This window comes from Streptomyces sp. NPDC094034 (assembly GCF_040303865.1).
GTDB lineage: Bacteria > Actinomycetota > Actinomycetes > Streptomycetales > Streptomycetaceae > Streptomyces.
The window spans coordinates 400,472-417,361 of record NZ_JBEOUD010000001.1 but is presented as its reverse complement, the minus strand read 5'-3'; the positions used below and the strand labels follow the sequence as shown (position 1 = coordinate 417,361).

10 protein-coding genes are annotated in these 16,890 nt (G+C 71.2%); 4 read left to right on the top strand and 6 right to left on the bottom strand.

The annotated features are described in order from the left end of the window. Positions 1-46 precede the first annotated feature (46 nt). A complete protein-coding gene (locus ABTZ59_RS01830; protein ID WP_249949388.1) occupies positions 47-1,114 on the bottom strand; it encodes a mechanosensitive ion channel family protein in 1,068 nt (355 codons plus the stop codon). A 310-nt stretch (positions 1,115-1,424) separates the two neighbouring features. Between ABTZ59_RS01830 and ABTZ59_RS01825 the strand changes: the two genes are divergently transcribed. The 4 genes from ABTZ59_RS01825 to ABTZ59_RS01810 all read left to right on the top strand — a co-directional run bounded on the left by ABTZ59_RS01825 (position 1,425) and on the right by ABTZ59_RS01810 (position 5,145). Next, positions 1,425-1,964 (top strand): HNH endonuclease, encoded by a 540-nt coding sequence (locus tag ABTZ59_RS01825; protein WP_249949387.1) that lies wholly within the window; start codon positions 1,425-1,427, stop codon positions 1,962-1,964. A 445-nt stretch (positions 1,965-2,409) separates the two neighbouring features. After that, positions 2,410-2,643, top strand: a complete 234-nt coding sequence (locus ABTZ59_RS01820) for a hypothetical protein (RefSeq protein WP_351388207.1) — start codon at positions 2,410-2,412, stop codon at positions 2,641-2,643. Between the two features lie 19 nt (positions 2,644-2,662). After that, complete coding sequence (malQ, locus tag ABTZ59_RS01815) at positions 2,663-4,810, top strand: 4-alpha-glucanotransferase (protein WP_351388204.1); 2,148 nt, start codon at positions 2,663-2,665, stop codon at positions 4,808-4,810. Positions 4,811-4,914: 104 nt separating this feature from the next. Beyond that, positions 4,915-5,145 (top strand): hypothetical protein, encoded by a 231-nt coding sequence (locus ABTZ59_RS01810; RefSeq protein WP_249949384.1) that lies wholly within the window; start codon positions 4,915-4,917, stop codon positions 5,143-5,145. Positions 5,146-5,327: 182 nt separating this feature from the next. Here ABTZ59_RS01810 and pepN (ABTZ59_RS01805) read toward each other — a convergent pair whose 3' ends face one another. The 5 genes from pepN (ABTZ59_RS01805) to pepN (ABTZ59_RS01785) all read right to left on the bottom strand — a co-directional run bounded on the left by pepN (ABTZ59_RS01805) (position 5,328) and on the right by pepN (ABTZ59_RS01785) (position 16,785). Beyond that, entirely contained in the window at positions 5,328-7,904 is a 2,577-nt protein-coding gene (gene pepN / locus ABTZ59_RS01805) for an aminopeptidase N (RefSeq protein WP_351388199.1), read from the bottom strand. 176 nt (positions 7,905-8,080) lie between these two features. Continuing rightward, positions 8,081-9,109, bottom strand: a complete 1,029-nt coding sequence (locus tag ABTZ59_RS01800) for an aspartate-semialdehyde dehydrogenase (protein ID WP_351388194.1) — start codon at positions 9,107-9,109, stop codon at positions 8,081-8,083. Between the two features lie 157 nt (positions 9,110-9,266). Beyond that, on the bottom strand, positions 9,267-12,587 hold the full coding sequence (locus tag ABTZ59_RS01795; protein WP_351388187.1) for a S8 family serine peptidase: 3,321 nt from the start codon (positions 12,585-12,587) through the stop codon (positions 9,267-9,269). 281 nt (positions 12,588-12,868) lie between these two features. Beyond that, on the bottom strand, positions 12,869-14,020 hold the full coding sequence (locus ABTZ59_RS01790) for a hypothetical protein (RefSeq protein ID WP_351388185.1): 1,152 nt from the start codon (positions 14,018-14,020) through the stop codon (positions 12,869-12,871). A 164-nt stretch (positions 14,021-14,184) separates the two neighbouring features. Further along, a complete protein-coding gene (gene pepN / locus ABTZ59_RS01785; protein ID WP_351388181.1) occupies positions 14,185-16,785 on the bottom strand; it encodes an aminopeptidase N in 2,601 nt (866 codons plus the stop codon). Positions 16,786-16,890 lie beyond the last annotated feature (105 nt).

Sequence of the window (16,890 nt, the reverse complement as noted above, 5' to 3'; positions counted from 1 at the left end):
GCGTTACCTGCGGGGGTGGTCGAAAGGAGGGCCGGAAAGGGCCGTGCTACTTCGCGAGGTTCGGGGGCGGCGCGATCGGGGCCGCGGCCAGGGACTGCGGGGACGTCGGACTCGCCAGCGCCGAGGGGGCGGCGACACCCGCCGCCGGGTCCGGCGCCGCGGCGGCTGTCTCCACCGCCGGGAAGAGACCGCCAACGATCTGGATGCCCGCCTCGTCGAACGCGCGCTTGATCCGCCAGCGCAGCTCGCGCTCCACCCCGAGCGCCTGGCCCGGCATCGTCTTCGCCGAGATCCGCACCGTCATCGAATCCAGCAGCACGGCGTCCAGACCAAGCACCTCGACCGGGCCCCACAGCCGCTCGTTCCACGGGTCGTCCTTGGCCATCTTCTCCGCGACCGCCGTGATGACCGTACGGACCGTCTCCAGGTCCTCCGTCGGCCGCACCATCACATCGACACCCGCCGTCGCCCAGCCCTGGCTGAGGTTGCCGATCCGCTTCACCTCACCATTGCGCACGTACCAGATCTCCCCGTTGTCACCCCGCAGCTTGGTGACCCGCAGACCGACCTCGATCACCTCACCGGAGGCGACCCCCGCGTCGATGGTGTCCCCGACGCCGTACTGGTCCTCCAGGATCATGAAGACCCCGGACAGGAAGTCCGTCACGAGATTGCGCGCACCGAACCCCAGCGCCACCCCCGCGACGCCCGCCGAGGCCAGCAGCGGGGCGAGATTGATATTGAGCGCGCCCAGCATCATCAGCGCCGCCGTGCCCAGGATCAGGAACGACGTGACCGAGCGGAGCACCGACCCGATCGCCTCGGAACGCTGCCGGCGCCGCTCCGCGTTCACCAGCAGCCCGCCGAGCGCGGTGCCCTCGACCGTCTGCACGCTGCGGTTCATCCGGTCTATCAGCTTGGTCAGGGCGCGGCGGATGACATGGCGCAGCACCAGCGCGATCACCAGGATCAGCAGCATGCGCAGGCCGGTGCTCAGCCAGGTGGCCCAGTTGTCCCCGACCCAGCTCGCGGCGTCGTTCGCCCGGTCCGCGGCCTCGTCGAATGTGACGGGGTCGGACGACGGGCCGGCGGCCTGCGGGGCGGACCAGGACACGACAGAAACCTCCGGGTATCGGCAGGGGTGGACCAACCACACTAACGGGGAGGTCCCGCGCGACCGCCGCCCCGGAGGCCGGAGAGACGTGCCTCACGTATCCGCCCCTCCCAAGGCCCCTCCCAAGGCCCCTTCCCGGCCTCTTCCCGGCCCCTGAGCGGGCCCGCACACGGGGCCGAGCCGTCATGTGGTCGAAAACACTCATGGCCCGTTACCTGGACGTGGTGGCGTTTCGACCAGGCATGAGGAGAGACTGAGAGCAGATCGTCCCGGCGCGAGCCACGTGCCGCCGGCGTACAAGGAGGCATCCGTGCCGCATGTCCTGGTCCTCAACGCGTCGTACGAGCCACTCGGCGTCGTACCGCTCCGCCGCGCGCTCGTCCTCGTTCTGGAGAACAAGGCACTCTGCCTAGAGGAATCCGGCGCCTTCATGCACAGCGAAACCCGAGTCATCCCGGCCCCCAGCGTCGTACGGCTCAAGCGCTTCGTGCGGGTCCCCTACAGGGGGCCCGTTCCGCTGACCCGCCGTGCCCTCTTCGCCCGAGACGGCGGTCGCTGTATGTACTGCGGTGGCGTCGCAACCAGCGTCGACCACGTCATCCCGCGCAGCCGCGGCGGACAGCACCGGTGGGACAACGTGGTGGCGGCCTGCCGCCGCTGCAACCACGTCAAGGCGGACAGACACCTGCGTGAACTGGGCTGGCGCCTCAATCACCAGCCCGAACCCCCGTCGGGCCTGGCCTGGCGCATCATCGGCACGGGCCACCGTGATCCGCGCTGGATGCCGTACCTCCAGCCGTACGGGGCGGAGGACGCGGTGGCCCGGATCGACGCGCCCCGAGCGTCTTAGGGAGCGCGCCCCGAGCGTCTTAGGCGGTGGTCGGGGACGGCCCGTGGCGGGGGCCGGTTTCCGGGCGCGGGTTGTCCCCGGGGCGCGCGCCGGGCTCGCGCCCGGAACAGCCCAGCGCGCCCCCTGTACGCGGCACCCGCGTCCGCCTGGGCACCGTCACCCGAATGCCGGAAGGCGGCTTCGCCGAGCTGGTTCGGCCAGGGCCGCACCTCGTCGCCGGCCGTCCTCCGGCCCCCCGAAAGCCGCGGCGGGGCCTCCCGTGGTGACAGTGGCCATGCGCGTGGCCGTTGTGTCGCAAATGCCCGTTTGTGATAGGCAGGACCTTCAACTGCCGCACGGGGAACGGATCGTGACTCGACACACGTTTACGGGGCGTACACGTCTGCGGCTCCGCCCGCTGGGTAGGGCTGCGATGACCTGTTCCCTGTTCCTTGGAGGCGCCGTCATGGCCGCATCCGCACAGCTTCTGCTCTCCGCCCTCTCCAAACAGGCGGAGCACGCCCCGCTGACCAGCGAGCCCCCGCTCGGCGGCATCGGCGCGGGACCCCTGACCAGCGAGCCCCCGCTCGCCGACGCGGCGCCCCTCACCAGCGAGCCCCCGCTCGCCGACACCGCCCCCCTGACCAGCGAGCCGACCGCTCCCGGCACGGCGGGCGGCACGGAGTCCCCAGGAGTCTGACCGTCTGAACGGAGTGCGTATGGGTCTGGCCAGGCTCGCCGAGCTGCACGGTGTCGCCACCGCGCACTCACCTTCCCCGGGCGTCACCGTCCCGGTCCCCGACGACACCGTGGTCGCGGTGCTCGCCGCACTGGGTGTCGACGCGGCCACGCCCGGGGCCGTGGACGACGCGCTCAGCGACGCCGAGTCCGCCGAGGCGAGGCGGCTGCTGCCCGCGACGCTCGTGCTGTGGACCGCGCGGGACGGTGCCCCGGGCGCCCCGGAGGAATCCGCCGCCTCCCGTCCCGCACCGGCCCCGCCGTCCCCCGAGCTGCCGCCCGCCCTGGCCACGCTCCCGCCGGGCTCGGTGCTCCGGGTGGAGACGGAGGAGGGCGAGTCGTTGGAGCTGCCGCACTCCGCCCCCGAGGAGCCCGCCGCGTGGGCGCGGATCCCGCTCGGAGTGCACCGGCTGGCCGTCGAGGCCCCCGACGGGCGTACCGCCTGGGTGGTGCTGATCGTCGCGCCCGCCCGGGTGCCGCGCCCGCCCGCCCGCACCCACGGCTTTCTGGTGCAGCTCTACTCCCTGCTCTCCGCGCGCTCGTGGGGCATGGGCGATCTGGCCGATCTCGCCGAGCTGGCCGGCTGGTCGGGCCGGACCCTGGGGGCCGGGTTCGTCCAGATCAATCCGCTGCACGCCGCCGTACCGGGCGATCCGACCGACCCGTCCCCCTACCGCCCCTCCTCACGCCGCTTCCCCGACCCGGTGCATCTGCGGATCGAGGACATCCCCGAGTACGCGTATGTACGGGGACCCGACCGCGCGCGCCTCGACGCGCTGGTGGAACGGGCCGCGGCGCTGCGGGAGTCCGTTCTCGACAAGACCCCGGGCGAGGGCGCGCTGATCGACCGCGACGCCGTGTGGGCGCTCAAGCGCGCGGCCCTGGACATCCTGGACACGGTCCCGCTCGGCCCCGGGCGGCGCGCCGCCTACTGGGACTTCCTGGCCGCGCAGGGCGGTGCCCTGGAGGACCACGCCACCTGGGGAGCCCTCGCCGAGGTGCACGGCCCGGAGTGGCACGACTGGCCGGAGCCGCTGCGCGACCCGCGCTCCGCCGAGACGGCCGCGGCCCGCCGGGAACTGCTCGACCGGATCGACTACCACTGCCGGCTGGCCTGGCTGACGGACGAGCAGCTGGCCGCCGCCTCCCGGACCGCCGTGGACGCGGGGATGGCCGTCGGGATCGTCCATGACCTCGCCGTCGGGGTGCATCCGGGCGGCGCCGACGCCTGGGCCCAGCAGGACGCGTTCGCCGCGGGCATCTCGATCGGCGCGCCCCCGGACGCCTTCAACGCGCTCGGCCAGGACTGGGGCCTGCCGCCCTGGCGCCCCGATGTGCTGGCCGCGTCCGGCTACGCCCCGTTCCGCGGGCTGCTCCAGGGTCTGCTGCGGCACGCGGGAGCGCTGCGGATCGACCATGTGATGGGGCTGTTCCGGCTCTGGTGGGTTCCCCGGGGCCAGGACCCCACCCGGGGAACGTATGTCCGATACGACGCCGAGGCGATGCTCGCGGTCCTCGCCCTGGAGGCCCACCGCGCGGGCGCCGTCGTCATAGGGGAGGATCTGGGCACGGTCGAGCCCGGCGTACGCGAGGCGCTCCAGCGGCGCGGGGTGCTCGGCACGTCCGTGCTCTGGTTCGAGCGCGACTGGGTGGGCACGGGCCGCCCGCTGCCGCCCGAGAGCTGGCGCGAGGGGTGTGTGGCCACCGCCACCACCCATGATCTGCCGCCCACGGCGGCCCGGCTCACCGGTGAGTACGCGGAGCTGCGCCACCGGCTCGGTCTGCTCACCCGTCCGCTGGAGCAGGAGCGCTCGGAGGAGCAGGCGGAGATCGCGGAGTGGCTGGGCCGGCTCGCGCGCCTGGGGCTGCTGCCCGGGGGCGACGGGGACGAGGAGGAGGAGATCCGCGCCTTCTACCGCTTCCTGACGCTCACCCCCGCGCGGATGATCGGGGTCTGGCTGCCGGACGCGGTCGGCGACCGCAGACCGCAGAACCTGCCGGGCACCTGGAACCAGTACCCGAACTGGCGGCTGCCGGTGGCCGACGCGGAGGGCCGCCCGATGAGCCTGGAGGAACTGGCCGCCTCGCCCCGGCTGCACGGCCTGATGGAGGCCCTGCGCGGCGACTGAGGCACTGGTGGAGGCCGCGCGCGCCGACGGGGAGGGGTGGCCTCAGACAGGGCCTAAGGCACCCCGGGCGCGCGGCCCGCGGACGGGTTCGCTACGTTTGCACCGTGGACAAGAAGAACGCTCTGCGCGCCGGCGCCCTGGCGACCGGTACGACGCTGATGATGCTGCTCATGTCGTCCCCGGCGCTCGCGCTGACCCGGGACGACGGCGACGACCCGGGTCCGGGCCTGAGTGTGGGCGAGACCCTCGGCCTGTTCGTGGCCGCGCCGCTGGTGATCTTCGGCATCATCGCCGGTCTGGTGATCGTGCTCGACAAGTCGCGCAAGCAGGCCTGACCCACCCGGACTTCCTGGGCGTCGCCCGGCACCTCCTGTGCCGGGCGGCGCTTTCGTGCGCCCGGCGCCGTCGTCGTGGCCGTACGGCGTCGAGCTGACCGGCCGGACCTCCGCCGCTGACCGGCGGGCCGGGGTGCGGCTCCCACAGGATCCGCCCCGGCCCGCCCGTCCTCGGAACCGGGTTACGCGACGGCGGCCGCCGCGTCCGCCTCCTGCGCCTTCAGCGCGCGCTCGACGCCCGACCTCGACTCCGAGATCAGCCGCCGCAACGCCGCGTTCGGGCTCGCGGAGGCGAGCCAGGCGTCCGTCGCGTCCAGCGTGGCGCGGGAGACCTGGAGCGACGGGTACAGACCGACCGCGATCTGCTGGGCCATCTCGTGCGAGCGCGACTCCCAGACCTCCCCGACCGCCGCGAAGAACTTCTCCGCGTACGGGGCCAGCAGCTCACGCTGGTCGGTCTGGACGAAGCCGCTGATCACCGCCTCCTGGAGCGCGTTCGGCAGCTTGTCGCTCTCCACCACCGACGCCCATGCCTCCGCCTTGGCCTCGTCCAGCGGTCGCGCCGAGCGGGCCGCGGCGGCGTGGCGTTCGCCCGCCGCCGTGCGGTCGCGCTCGTACTCCGCCGAGATCTCCTCCTCGTCGTGCAGCCCCACCGCCGCCAGCCGCTGTACGAACGCCCAGCGCAGCTCGGTGTCGACGGTCAGGCCCTCGACCGTCTCCGTGCCGTCGAGCAGGCCCTGCAACAGGTCGAGCTGCTGGGGCGTACGCGCCGTCGCGGCGAACGCGCGTGCCCAGGCCAGCTGGTGGTCGCCGCCCGGCTCGGCCGCCCGCAGATGCGCCAGCGTGGCGTCCGTCCACCGGGTCAGCCCGGCCTCGCGCCAGGCGGGCGCCGCGTACAGGTCGAGCGCCAGCTTCACCTGGCGGTGCAGCGACTGCACCACCCCGATGTCCGACTCCTTCGCGATACCCGAGAGCACCAGCTCCAGATAGTCGCGCGTGGCCAGCTCGCCGTCGCGCGTCATGTCCCAGGCCGACGCCCAGCACAGCGCGCGCGGCAGCGACTCCTCGAAGTCGCCGAGGTGTTCGGTGACGACCCGCAGCGACTCCTCGTCCAGCCGGACCTTCGCGTACGACAGATCGTCGTCGTTGAGCAGGATGACGGCCGGACGCGGGCTGTCCGCCGGGAAGGGCACCTCCGTCAGCTCGCCGTCCACGTCCAGCTCGATCCGGCTCGTGCGGACCAGCTTGCCGTTCCCGTCCAGGTCGTAGCAGCCGATCGCGATCCGGTGCGGGCGCAGTACTGGCTCACCCTTGGCCCCGGCCGGCAGCGCCGGCGCCTCCTGCCGTACGGCGAGCGAGGCCACATGGCCCGAGGCGTCCAGCTCGATCTCCGGGCGCAGGACATTGATACCGGCCGTCTCCAGCCACGCCGTCGACCAGGTCTTCAGATCACGGCCCGAGGTCTTCTCCAGCGCGCCCAGCAGATCGGACAGCTGGGTGTTCCCGAACGCGTGCGCCTTGAAGTACGCCTGCACGCCGCTGAAGAACTCGTCCTGGCCGACGTACGCGACCAGCTGCTTCAGTACGGAGGCGCCCTTGGCGTAGGTGATGCCGTCGAAGTTGACCAGCACATCGTCCAGATCACGGATGTCCGCCATGATCGGGTGTGTGGAGGGCAGTTGGTCCTGCCGGTAGGCCCAGGTCTTCATGGAGTTGGCGAACGTGGTCCAGGAGTGCGGCCACTTCGAGCCCGGCGCGTGCGCCTGGCAGGCGATCGAGGTGTAGGTGGCGAAAGACTCGTTCAGCCACAGATCGTTCCACCACTCCATGGTGACCAGATCGCCGAACCACATGTGCGCCAGCTCGTGCAGGATCGTCTCGGCCCGCGTCTCGTACGCCGCGTCCGTCACCTTCGAACGGAAGACGTACTGGTCGCGGATGGTGACCGCGCCCGCGTTCTCCATCGCGCCCGCGTTGAACTCCGGCACGAACAGCTGGTCGTACTTGGCGAAGGGGTAGTCGTAGGCGAACTTCTCCTGGAACCAGTCGAAACCCTGCCGGGTGACCTCGAAGATCGCGTCCGAGTCCAGATACTCCGCGAGCGAGGGCCGGCAGTAGACGCCCAGCGGCACGGACTGGCCGTCCTTCTCGTAGGAGCTGTGCACCGAGTGGTACGGACCGACGATCAGCGCCGTGATGTACGACGAGATGCGCGGCGTCGGCTCGAAGACCCAGACGTGGTCCTTGGGCTCCGGCGTCGGCGAGTTGGAGACGACCGTCCAGCCCTCCGGCGCCTTCACGGTGAACTGGAAGGTCGCCTTCAGGTCGGGCTGCTCGAACGAGGCGAAGACACGCCGCGCGTCCGGCACCTCGAACTGCGTGTACAGATAGGCCTGCTCGTCGACCGGGTCGACGAAACGGTGCAGCCCCTCGCCGGTGTTGGTGTAGGCGCAGTCCGCGACGACCGTCAGCTCGTTGGGGCCCTCGTGCAGATGCGCCAGCGCGATCCGCGAATCACGGAAGACGGCGGCGACGTCCAGGGAGGTGCCGTTGAGTACGACCTCGTGCACCGCGGGTGCCACCAGATCGATGAAGGTCTCCGCCCCGGCCTCCGCGCTCAGGAAGCGCACCGTGGTCACGGACCGGTAGGTGCCGCCCTCCTGCGCGCCGCTGAGATCGAGATCGATCTCGTACGAGTCCACGGTGAGGAGGCGTGCGCGCCGCTGCGCCTCTTCACGGGTCAGATTTGTGCCAGGCACCCGGTTCATCTCCTCGGTTCGTGACGTTTGCGGCCATCCTTCCACGGGGATCGGGCTCGACGCCCGGCAGTAATCGCCGTGCGCGGGCGGTCATGGCGGCGGGGCGGGGTCCCCGTACGGCGCCTCCCGGCCCGTACGTAACGGAATCCCGCCCCGCCCGCCGAGTGAGCGGACCGTCAGCCGTTGAGCTCGGCCGCGACCAGCTCCGCGATCTGGATGGCGTTGAGCGCCGCGCCCTTGCGCAGATTGTCGTTGGAGAGGAACAGCGCCAGACCGTTCTCCACGGTCTCGTCGTTCCGGATCCGGCCCACGTACGAGGCGTCCTTGCCGGCCGCCTGGAGCGGCGTCGGGATCTCGGACAGCTCCACCCCCGGCGCGTCCTTCAGCAGCTCATAGGCGCGCTGCACGCTGATCGGGCGGGCGAAGCGGGCGTTGACCTGGAGCGAGTGGCCGGTGAAGACCGGCACCCTGACACAGGTCCCGGAGACCTTCAGGTCCGGGATCTCCAGGATCTTGCGGGACTCGTTACGGAGCTTCTGCTCCTCGTCGGTCTCGAAGGAGCCGTCGTCCACGAGGGAGCCCGCGAGCGGGAGCACATTGAAGGCGATGGGACGCTGATAGACGCTGGGCTCGGGGAAGTCGACGGCCTCGCCGTCATGGGTGAGCCGGTCGGCCTCGGCGACGACCTTCTGCGCCTGTCCGTGCAGCTCGGCCACGCCGGAGAGGCCGGAGCCGGACACCGCCTGGTAGGTCGTGGCGACCAGCGCGGTCAGCCCCGCCTCGGCGTGCAGCGCGCGCAGCACGGGCATGGCGGCCATCGTGGTGCAGTTCGGGTTGGCGATGATGCCCTTGGGACGGTTCTTGATCGCGTGCGCGTTGACCTCGGAGACGACCAGCGGGACCTCGGGGTCGCGCCGCCAGGCGGAGGAGTTGTCGATCACGACGGCGCCCTGGCCGGCGACCTTCTCCGCGAGCACCTTCGAGGTGGCGCCCCCGGCGGAGAAGAGCACGATGTCGAGCCCGGAGTAGTCGGCGGCGGACGCGTCCTCGACGGTGATCGCCGTGCCCTGCCACTCGACGACGGACCCCGCCGACCGCGCGGAGGCGAAGAGCCGCAGCTCGGCGACCGGGAAGCGCCGCTCGGCCAGAATCCTGCGCATGACTGTGCCGACCTGACCGGTGGCTCCGACGATTCCGACCTTCACTGGGGCTCCTTCATTCGCGACTGTCCCGGGCACGCGTCCCATTCATCATGCGTCTGTCCCGGGGCGGCTTGTCCAATCCATTGTCCAGGGAGCGGACAGAGGGCGGGCGCCCGTACGGACGCCCGCCCCCTGGTACCACCTCATACGTTACGTCCCGTTACGGGGTAACGCTCTCGATGATCACACTGCCGGTGCCCGCGGCGGTGCCGCGCGCGTTGAGCAGCTGGACCTCGCCGAAGAACTGCCGGCCCGCCGGGGCCGCGCTGCTCACCAGCACCTCGGCCGCGACCTGCGCGGAAGCACCGCTGTCGAGCCTGACGGCGCCGTCCGCCTTGATCGAGCCGAGCGCGTCCGAGTAGTACACGTCGCGGTAGTCGTACGCCGTGGACCCGGCCGGGACCGCGTAGGCGTCGACGGTGATCGTGTACGTACCGGCCGCCGGGTTGACCAGGCTGACGGACTCCTCGGAGCTGGCCGTCGTGGACTGACCGACCGTACGGCCGTCCTTCGCGACATAGAGGTCGAGGTCGGCCCCCGTGTCGGCCGCGCCGCCGATCGCGATGTCGAGCCGCTCGACGCCCGCGCCGATGGTGACGGTCGTCTCCCGCACCTCGCCGTCCGCGATCGTCGGACGGGCGACCTTCGCCGAGCCCAGCGAGCCGCCGCCGAGCGTGCCGTCGATGGCGGCGTAGCCGTTGGTGACCTTCCAGGACACCGGGGCGGGGGTGCCGATCTTCGCCTCGGGGATCGTGGTGACCGCCGGGTCGAAGACCGCGCCCATCAGGGTCGTGTCCAGCGTGTACGGGTTGTCGAGCAGCGGCGACGTACGGCGCGACTCGACCTCGATCTCCCAGACACCCGGCAGCGGGTCCGGGTACGAACGCACGTCCGGGCGGCAGGTGTTGGCCGGGTTCGGGTAGTTCGGGTAGCAGAAGATCGTCGAGCTGTCCTCCATCTGCACGCCGTACGGGCTGATGGCGATGAACCGGGTCTGGCTGTCCTTGGCGAGTCCGCCGAGCGCCACCTCCAGGGTCTTCGCGCCCGCCGGCACCGTCACGAAGTACGACTTCGAGGCGTTGCGCTGCACCGAGTCCGACGCCGAGAACGCGTACGCCGGCTTGGCCAGCTCCTTCGAGACGACCACGGTGGCGAGGACCTGCTTGTCCACACCCTCCGTACGACGGTCGTCGATCTCCAGAATCGCGCTGTGCACCCCGGCGGAACCGGGCCTGGCCTGCACGGTCACGGTCACCGGCTGGTTCAGCGGCAGCTTGATCCGGTCACTGCCCAGCAGCCGGAAGGTCTTGTCGTTGCCGTTGTCGTATTTCCACTTCAGCCGGTGCTCCAGCGCGCCCTCGGCGCCGGTGGTCCGGGTGAGGGTGATGTCGTAGGTCCGGCTCTGGCCGGCCTTCAGACCGCCCTCGCGGTCGTACAGACCGGTGCCGAAGCCGGGGGTCGCCAGGTACTGGTCGAGCGCCGTGTCGACCGGCGCCCTGACCGTGTACTCGTGGGCGGTGGCGCCCTTCTCGATGGACTTCCACGCGCCCACGACATCGATCAGACCGGCGCCCTGCTCATGGGCCTGGAGACCGGGGATCTTGGTGGCGCTGCTGGTGAGCGCCGTCCGCAGGGTGGCGGGGGTGAGGCTGATCCGCTTCTGCTTGGCGGCGGAGAGCAGCAGCGCGCTCGCGCCGGCGGCCTGCGGAGAGGCCATCGAGGTGCCCTGGAGCATCGAGTAGCCGGGCGGCAGCTGGTAGCCCGCCTCGGCGACCGGGCCGCCGGCGGTCCAGGTCTGGGTGGTGTTGATGGCCGCGCCCGGAGCGGTGAGGGTCGGCGTGAAGCCGCCGTCCTCGCGGGGGCCGCGGGACGAGAACGGCAGCAGGCCGTACTTCGTCGTCACTCCGGAGCCGTAGTTGGCGGCCCAGGTCTCCTTGGAGATCGACGCGGCGACCGAGATGACCTTGTCGGCCAGGGCCGGGTCACTGATGGTGTTGGTGCCGGGGCCGTCGTTACCGGCCGAGATCACGAGCTGCACGCCGTACGTGTCGATGAGGCGCGTGTACAGCCGGGCGCGGGCGTTGTTGCCGTCGTTGAGCGGCGGCAGACCGCCGATCGACATATTGACGATGTCCACACCGCGGTTGGCGACGAGGTCGATCATGCCCTCCATCAGCGCGACGCTGGTGCAGCCGCCGCTCCAGGAGCAGGCGCGCGAGGACACCAGCTTGGCGCCGGGGGCCGCGCCGTTCATCTTGCCGCCGAAGAGGCCGTTGGCCGCGGTGATGCCCGCGACGTGCGAGCCGTGCGCGCCCTCGATGACACCGATGTTGACGAAGTCGGACTTCGCGCCCGCCGCGTTGTAGACGACGTCCTTGCGGATCTCGACGACGAACGGGATGCGCTCGACCACCGGGGTGGCCGGGTTGTCCTTGCCGAAGTAGCCGATCTGGAAGCCGTCCTTGTACGGCTTCATGACGGTGTCGTTGGTGAAGTCGCCGTCGTTGTCCAGGTCGACGCGTACGGTCCCGTTGGCCGGGTCGTAGAGCACGCCCCAGGCGTCGGTGGTGTCACCGTCACGGTTGAGGTCGCCCGCCATGTCGCCACCCAGGGTGGCGTCCTCGCGGAACGCGCGGTACTTGTACGAGCCGGCCGGGGCCTTCCACGTACGGCCGTCCGCCGTGAAGGACGGGCCCGACACCGCGGTGTCCATCCGGCGCCAGGTGCCGTCGCCGTCGGACACCGGGTCCGTGGCGGTCACCCAGTCGACGATCTTGCGCTCGCCGGTGGTGGTCTTCTGGAGCGCGGGGTGGCCGAGATCGACCCCCGAGTCCAGGATGCCGATGGTGACACCGCGGCCGTCGGCCTTCGGGTTCTTCTTGACGAAGTCCACCGCGCCGGTCTCGAAGGACGGGTTGTACGGGTTCTTCGCCGGGGTCCTGCTGCTCGGCGCCGGGTACTTCTGGGCGGCCGAACCGGTGGCGCCCTTCGCGGCCTTGACCGTGTCCGCCGCGGGCGCCGGGTCGTCCAGCATGATCTCCTGGTTGAGATCGATGCCGTGGACGGAGGAGAGCTTCTGGGCCGCCCTGATCGCGGCGTCCGCCTTGGCGGTCGGGAGGGTGGCCCGTACATAGCCGAGCTTGTCATCGGTCTTGCCGACCATGGCGCCTTCGACGGCGTCCAGTTGACCGGCGACCTGCTCGGTCGCCCCCGGCGCGGTGGCGACCATCATCGTGATGTTCTTCTCGCCCTTGGCCTTCGCCTTGTCGAGCAGATCGGCGTCGGCCGCCCCGAGCTTGTCGGAAGAGCCGGAGACGGGGGAGGACTTGACGGGTGCGGCCGGGTCGTCGGCGCCCGTCGCGGAGAAGGCGGGTACCGCGCCGGTGGCTATCAGCGCGGCCACCAGACCGGCGGCCGCCGCGATCCTGGCCACGCGTCTCGGCCCGGATATGGAGCTCTCGGATTCGGAGGTCATCAGCATCCCTGTGTGGTGAAAGAGACAGTCCGGAGTTCGGTACCGGATGACCGCTCACTTTTTCGCAAGGGCGGGGGTTTGTGGAGAGCTGTCAGGGGCGGGTTTCAGTCGTGGCGTAGACCCGCCAGCGCGGCGTGTGCGCCATCGGGGACCAATGGGGCGAAATCCGCGTGCTGGTGACGCTGGTGACGCTGGTGATGCGGGCGCGGGTGCCGGGTACGGGTGCTTGTGCGGGGGCCGGGGCCGGTGTCTCCGTTACGGCCGGCACCGCCCCCGCCCCGCCGCGGTCATCTCGGCAGGATGACCACCTGTGCGGCCGGATCCCGGTCGTTCGCCGCCATCAGGGCCGTACGGACCACCGTCGCCTGCTGATCCAGCGCCTCCCGCAGCTTTCTGGGCGTGAGATGGACGACCGTGATCCCCAGCCGCTCCAGATGCTCGCGCTTGCGGACGGCCGCGGACCACCGCTCGTCGTCCTCGTCGTCCGTCAGGTCGGCGGCCCGGCCGCCCGGCCTCGGCGCCCGGGTGTCCAGCTCGACGGCGACCGCCTGGTCGGGCCAGTAGGCGTCCACGCCGCCCAGCCGCGGTCCGCCCGGCAGTCGCAGATCCACGTTCCACAGCGGCTCCTGGAACCCGTACACCCGCACCAGTTCATAGAGCCGGCCCTCGGCCAGCGTCCGCCCCTCGGCGAGCAGGGAGTCCACCGCTTCCACCACATGCGGCCGCGCCAACAGCCCGGACTGGCTCAGCTCCCGTACCACCAGGGCCGGTTCGCAGTGTCCCGCGCGTACCGCCTCGGTCAGCAGCGCGACGACGGCGTCCGCGTCGGACAGCTCCGCGACCGCGTCGGCCAGCGCACGCCCCACCGGTGCCACCGGCATCCCGTCGAACTCCTCGGGCCGCGGCAGGGTGTGGGCCCGGATCAGCCGGGCGCACCCGGTGGACCGCAGCCGCCGGGTACGTGGTACGAGCACATCGATCCGCTCCAGCGACAGCAGCGGGGGAGCGGACGTGAATCCGTACAGCGCCAGCGCCGCCAGTCCCGTGATCATCACCGCGCCGTACGGGGACGCCGAAGTCGCCGACGAGGAGGCGGAGGTGGCGGAGGAGACGGAGGAGGAAGCGGAGGAGGAGACAGGAGGGGCGGACGGGGTCTGCCGGCCCGGCTGGGCAGGCACCCCCCGGGAACTCTCCGCGCTCGGCCGCCCCGCGTACAGCAGTACCGCCCGCAGCCGCTCATCCGCGGTCGGGGGACCCGCGTGCAACAGGAAGACCCCGGGCAGCGGTTGCTGCCAGGGGCCGCCGGGCCGGCACTGGGCGGTGGCCCGGCCACCAGGGACACCGCGCTCACGCAGTTGCGCGAGCGAGAGCACACGACTCCGCACATCATCGGAGAGGTGGCCGAGGGGGCGGGGGGAGACCGGGGTGTTGTTGTTCATGTCCCGGTGTCTCCCCCTCCTCAGGCGTCCCTCTAACCCCCGTTACCCGTTTGTCGGCAAAACCGGACAAGATCGTCCTAAAGTAAGGGCGTTCGACTGCCGATCAGAGGCCCGCGAGCACGCCCGGCACCGCACCCCGGGACGAGGTGTCCGAACGCCGCCCGTCAGCCGGCCGCCGCCGTGTCGCACTCCTGACCGCGCAGCGCACGCGCCAGATCGTCCGTCGCCTCCAGCACCAGCCTGCGCAGGGCGGGCGCCGCGTCCCGGTGCGCGTCGAGCCACGCCGTCGCCGCGTCCAGGGTCCGACGGTCCCCCTGGAGTCCCGGGAAGAGTCCGCGCACCACATCCATGGCGATCTGGATCGAGCGCTCGGCCCACACCCGCTCGATCACTTCGAAGTACGTCGCGGCGTACGGCGCGAGCAGCTCCCGCTGGTTCGACCGGGCGAAACCGGCGATCGTCGCCTCGACCAGCGCGTTCGACAGCGCGTCCGACTCGACGACCTGGGCCCATGCCTGCGCCTTGACCGCGGCCGACGGCCGGGCCGCCAGACAGCGCACCTGGTGCCGCTTGCCCGACGCCGTGTCGTCACGGGCCAGTTCGTCGTCGATGACGGACTCGTCCGCCCGCCCGTGCGCGGCCAGCGGCCCCAGGAAGGCCCAGCGCAGCTCCTGGTCGACATCGAGACCGTCGATCTTCGCCGTGCCGTCCAACAGCCCGCGCAGCAGCTGGAAGTCCGCGTCCGACGACGCGACGGTCGCGAAGAAGCGGGCCCAGGTCAGCTGGTGCTCACTGCCGGGCTCGGACAGCCGCAGCTCGCGCAGCGCGCCCTCGGCCAGCAGCCGCCCGCCCTCCTCGCGCCAGGCCGGCGCCGCGTAGTGCGTGAGCGCCGACTCGGCCCAGGCGTGCAGCATCTGGAGCACACCGATGCTCGTCTCGCGGCCCGCGTGGGTGAGCACCAGACCGATGAAGTCCCGGGCCGGCATGAGCGCGTCGCGCGTGAGGTTCCAGAGCGCCGACCAGCACAGGGCGCGGGCGAGCGGGTCGCTGAGGTCACCGAGATACGCGCGCAGCGTGTCCAGCGAGCCCGCGTCGAAACGGATCTTGCAATAGGTCAGATCGTCGTCATTGACGAGGATCAGCTCCGGCCGCTCCGCGCCGGCCAGTTCGGTGACGACCGTGCGCGGCCCGGCCACATCCGTCTCGGTACGGGCGAACCGTACGAGCTCGCCCCCCGGCGTACGCCGGTACAGCCCGATGGCCACCCGGTGCGGCCGCAGCTCCGGGTGCGATTCGGCGGCGTCCTGGACCACGGCCAGTTCGGTGATCCGCCCCTCGGCGTCGAAGATCACCTGAGGGGTGAGGGAGTTGAGCCCGGCGGTCTCCAGCCATGACCGGGACCAGCCCGCCATGTCCCGCCCGGACGTCTCCTCCAGCGCGGAGAGCAGATCGGCCAGCCGCGTGTTGCCGTACGCGTTCCGCTTGAAGTAGCGCCGGGCGCCCTCCAGGAACGCGTCCTGGCCCACGTACGCCACCAGTTGCTTCAGCACCGACGCACCCTTGGCGTAGGTGATGCCGTCGAAGTTCAGCTTGGCGTCCTCCAGATCACGGATGTCGGCCGTGATCGGATGGGTGGACGGCTGCTGGTCCGCGCGATACGCCCATGACTTGCGGTTGTTGGCGAAGGTCGTCCAGCCATTGGTGAAGCGGGTCGCCCCCACCTGCGCGAACGATCCCATGAAGTCCGCGAACGACTCCTTCAGCCACAGGTCGTCCCACCACCGCATGGTCACCAGATCGCCGAACCACATATGGGCCATCTCGTGCAGGATGGTGTTCGACCGTCGCTCGTACGACGCCTGGGTCACATGCCCGCGGAAGATGTACTCCTCGCGGAATGTCACCAGACCGGGGTTCTCCATCGCGCCGAGGTTGTACTCGGGCACGAACGCCTGGTCGTACTTCCCGAACGGATACGGGTAGTCGAAGTGGTCGTGGAAGAAGTCGAAGCCCTGCTTGGTGATCAGGAAGACATCGTCCGCGTCGAAGTGCCGGGCGAGCCCCTTGCGGCACATCGCGCCGAGGGGGATCTCCAGGACCGTGCCGTCGTCGAACGTACGGCGGTAGGAGTCGGTCACATAGTGGTACGGACCGGCCACGACCGCCGTGATGTACGTCGAGATCGGCTTCGTCTCGGCGAAGTGCCAGACCCCGTCGGTCAGCGTGCCCTCGCCATTGCCCCATACGGTCCAGCCCTCGGGCGCGGTCACCCGGAAGAGGTACGGAGCCTTGAGGTCCGGCTGCTCGAAGTTGGCGAAGACCCGGCGCGCGTCGGCCGGCTCGTACTGCGTGTAGAGATAGACCTCGCCGTCCTCCGGGTCGACGAAGCGGTGCATGCCCTCGCCGGTACGGCTGTACGCGCATCGCGCGTCCACCACCAGGACGTTCTCCGCCAGCAGGCCGTCCAGCGCGATCCGCGAGCCGTCGAAGACCGCGGCCGGGTCCAGCTCCGTCCCGTTGAGCGTCACGGCGGTCACGTCCGGGGCGATCAGATCGGCGAAGGTGGCGGCCCCGGGCTCGGCGCAGCGGAACCGGATCGTCGTCACGGAGCGGAACGTCCGCGGCGGCGTGTCCGAGCCCGGTGTCGCACCGCCCGGCACCTCGCCGACCGCCGAGCGCAGGTCGAGGTCCACCTCGTACCCGTCTACGGTCAGCAGGCCGGCCCGCTCACGGGCCTCTTCGCGGGACAGGTTCTCACCGGGCACGGTCACTCCTTCGTGGCTCGCCTTCGTGGCTCGTCCGAAACAGCCACGATCCTCGCATGTGCCACTGACGTGCGGCATCCGGGAATGCTCCCGACCGGCCCGGAC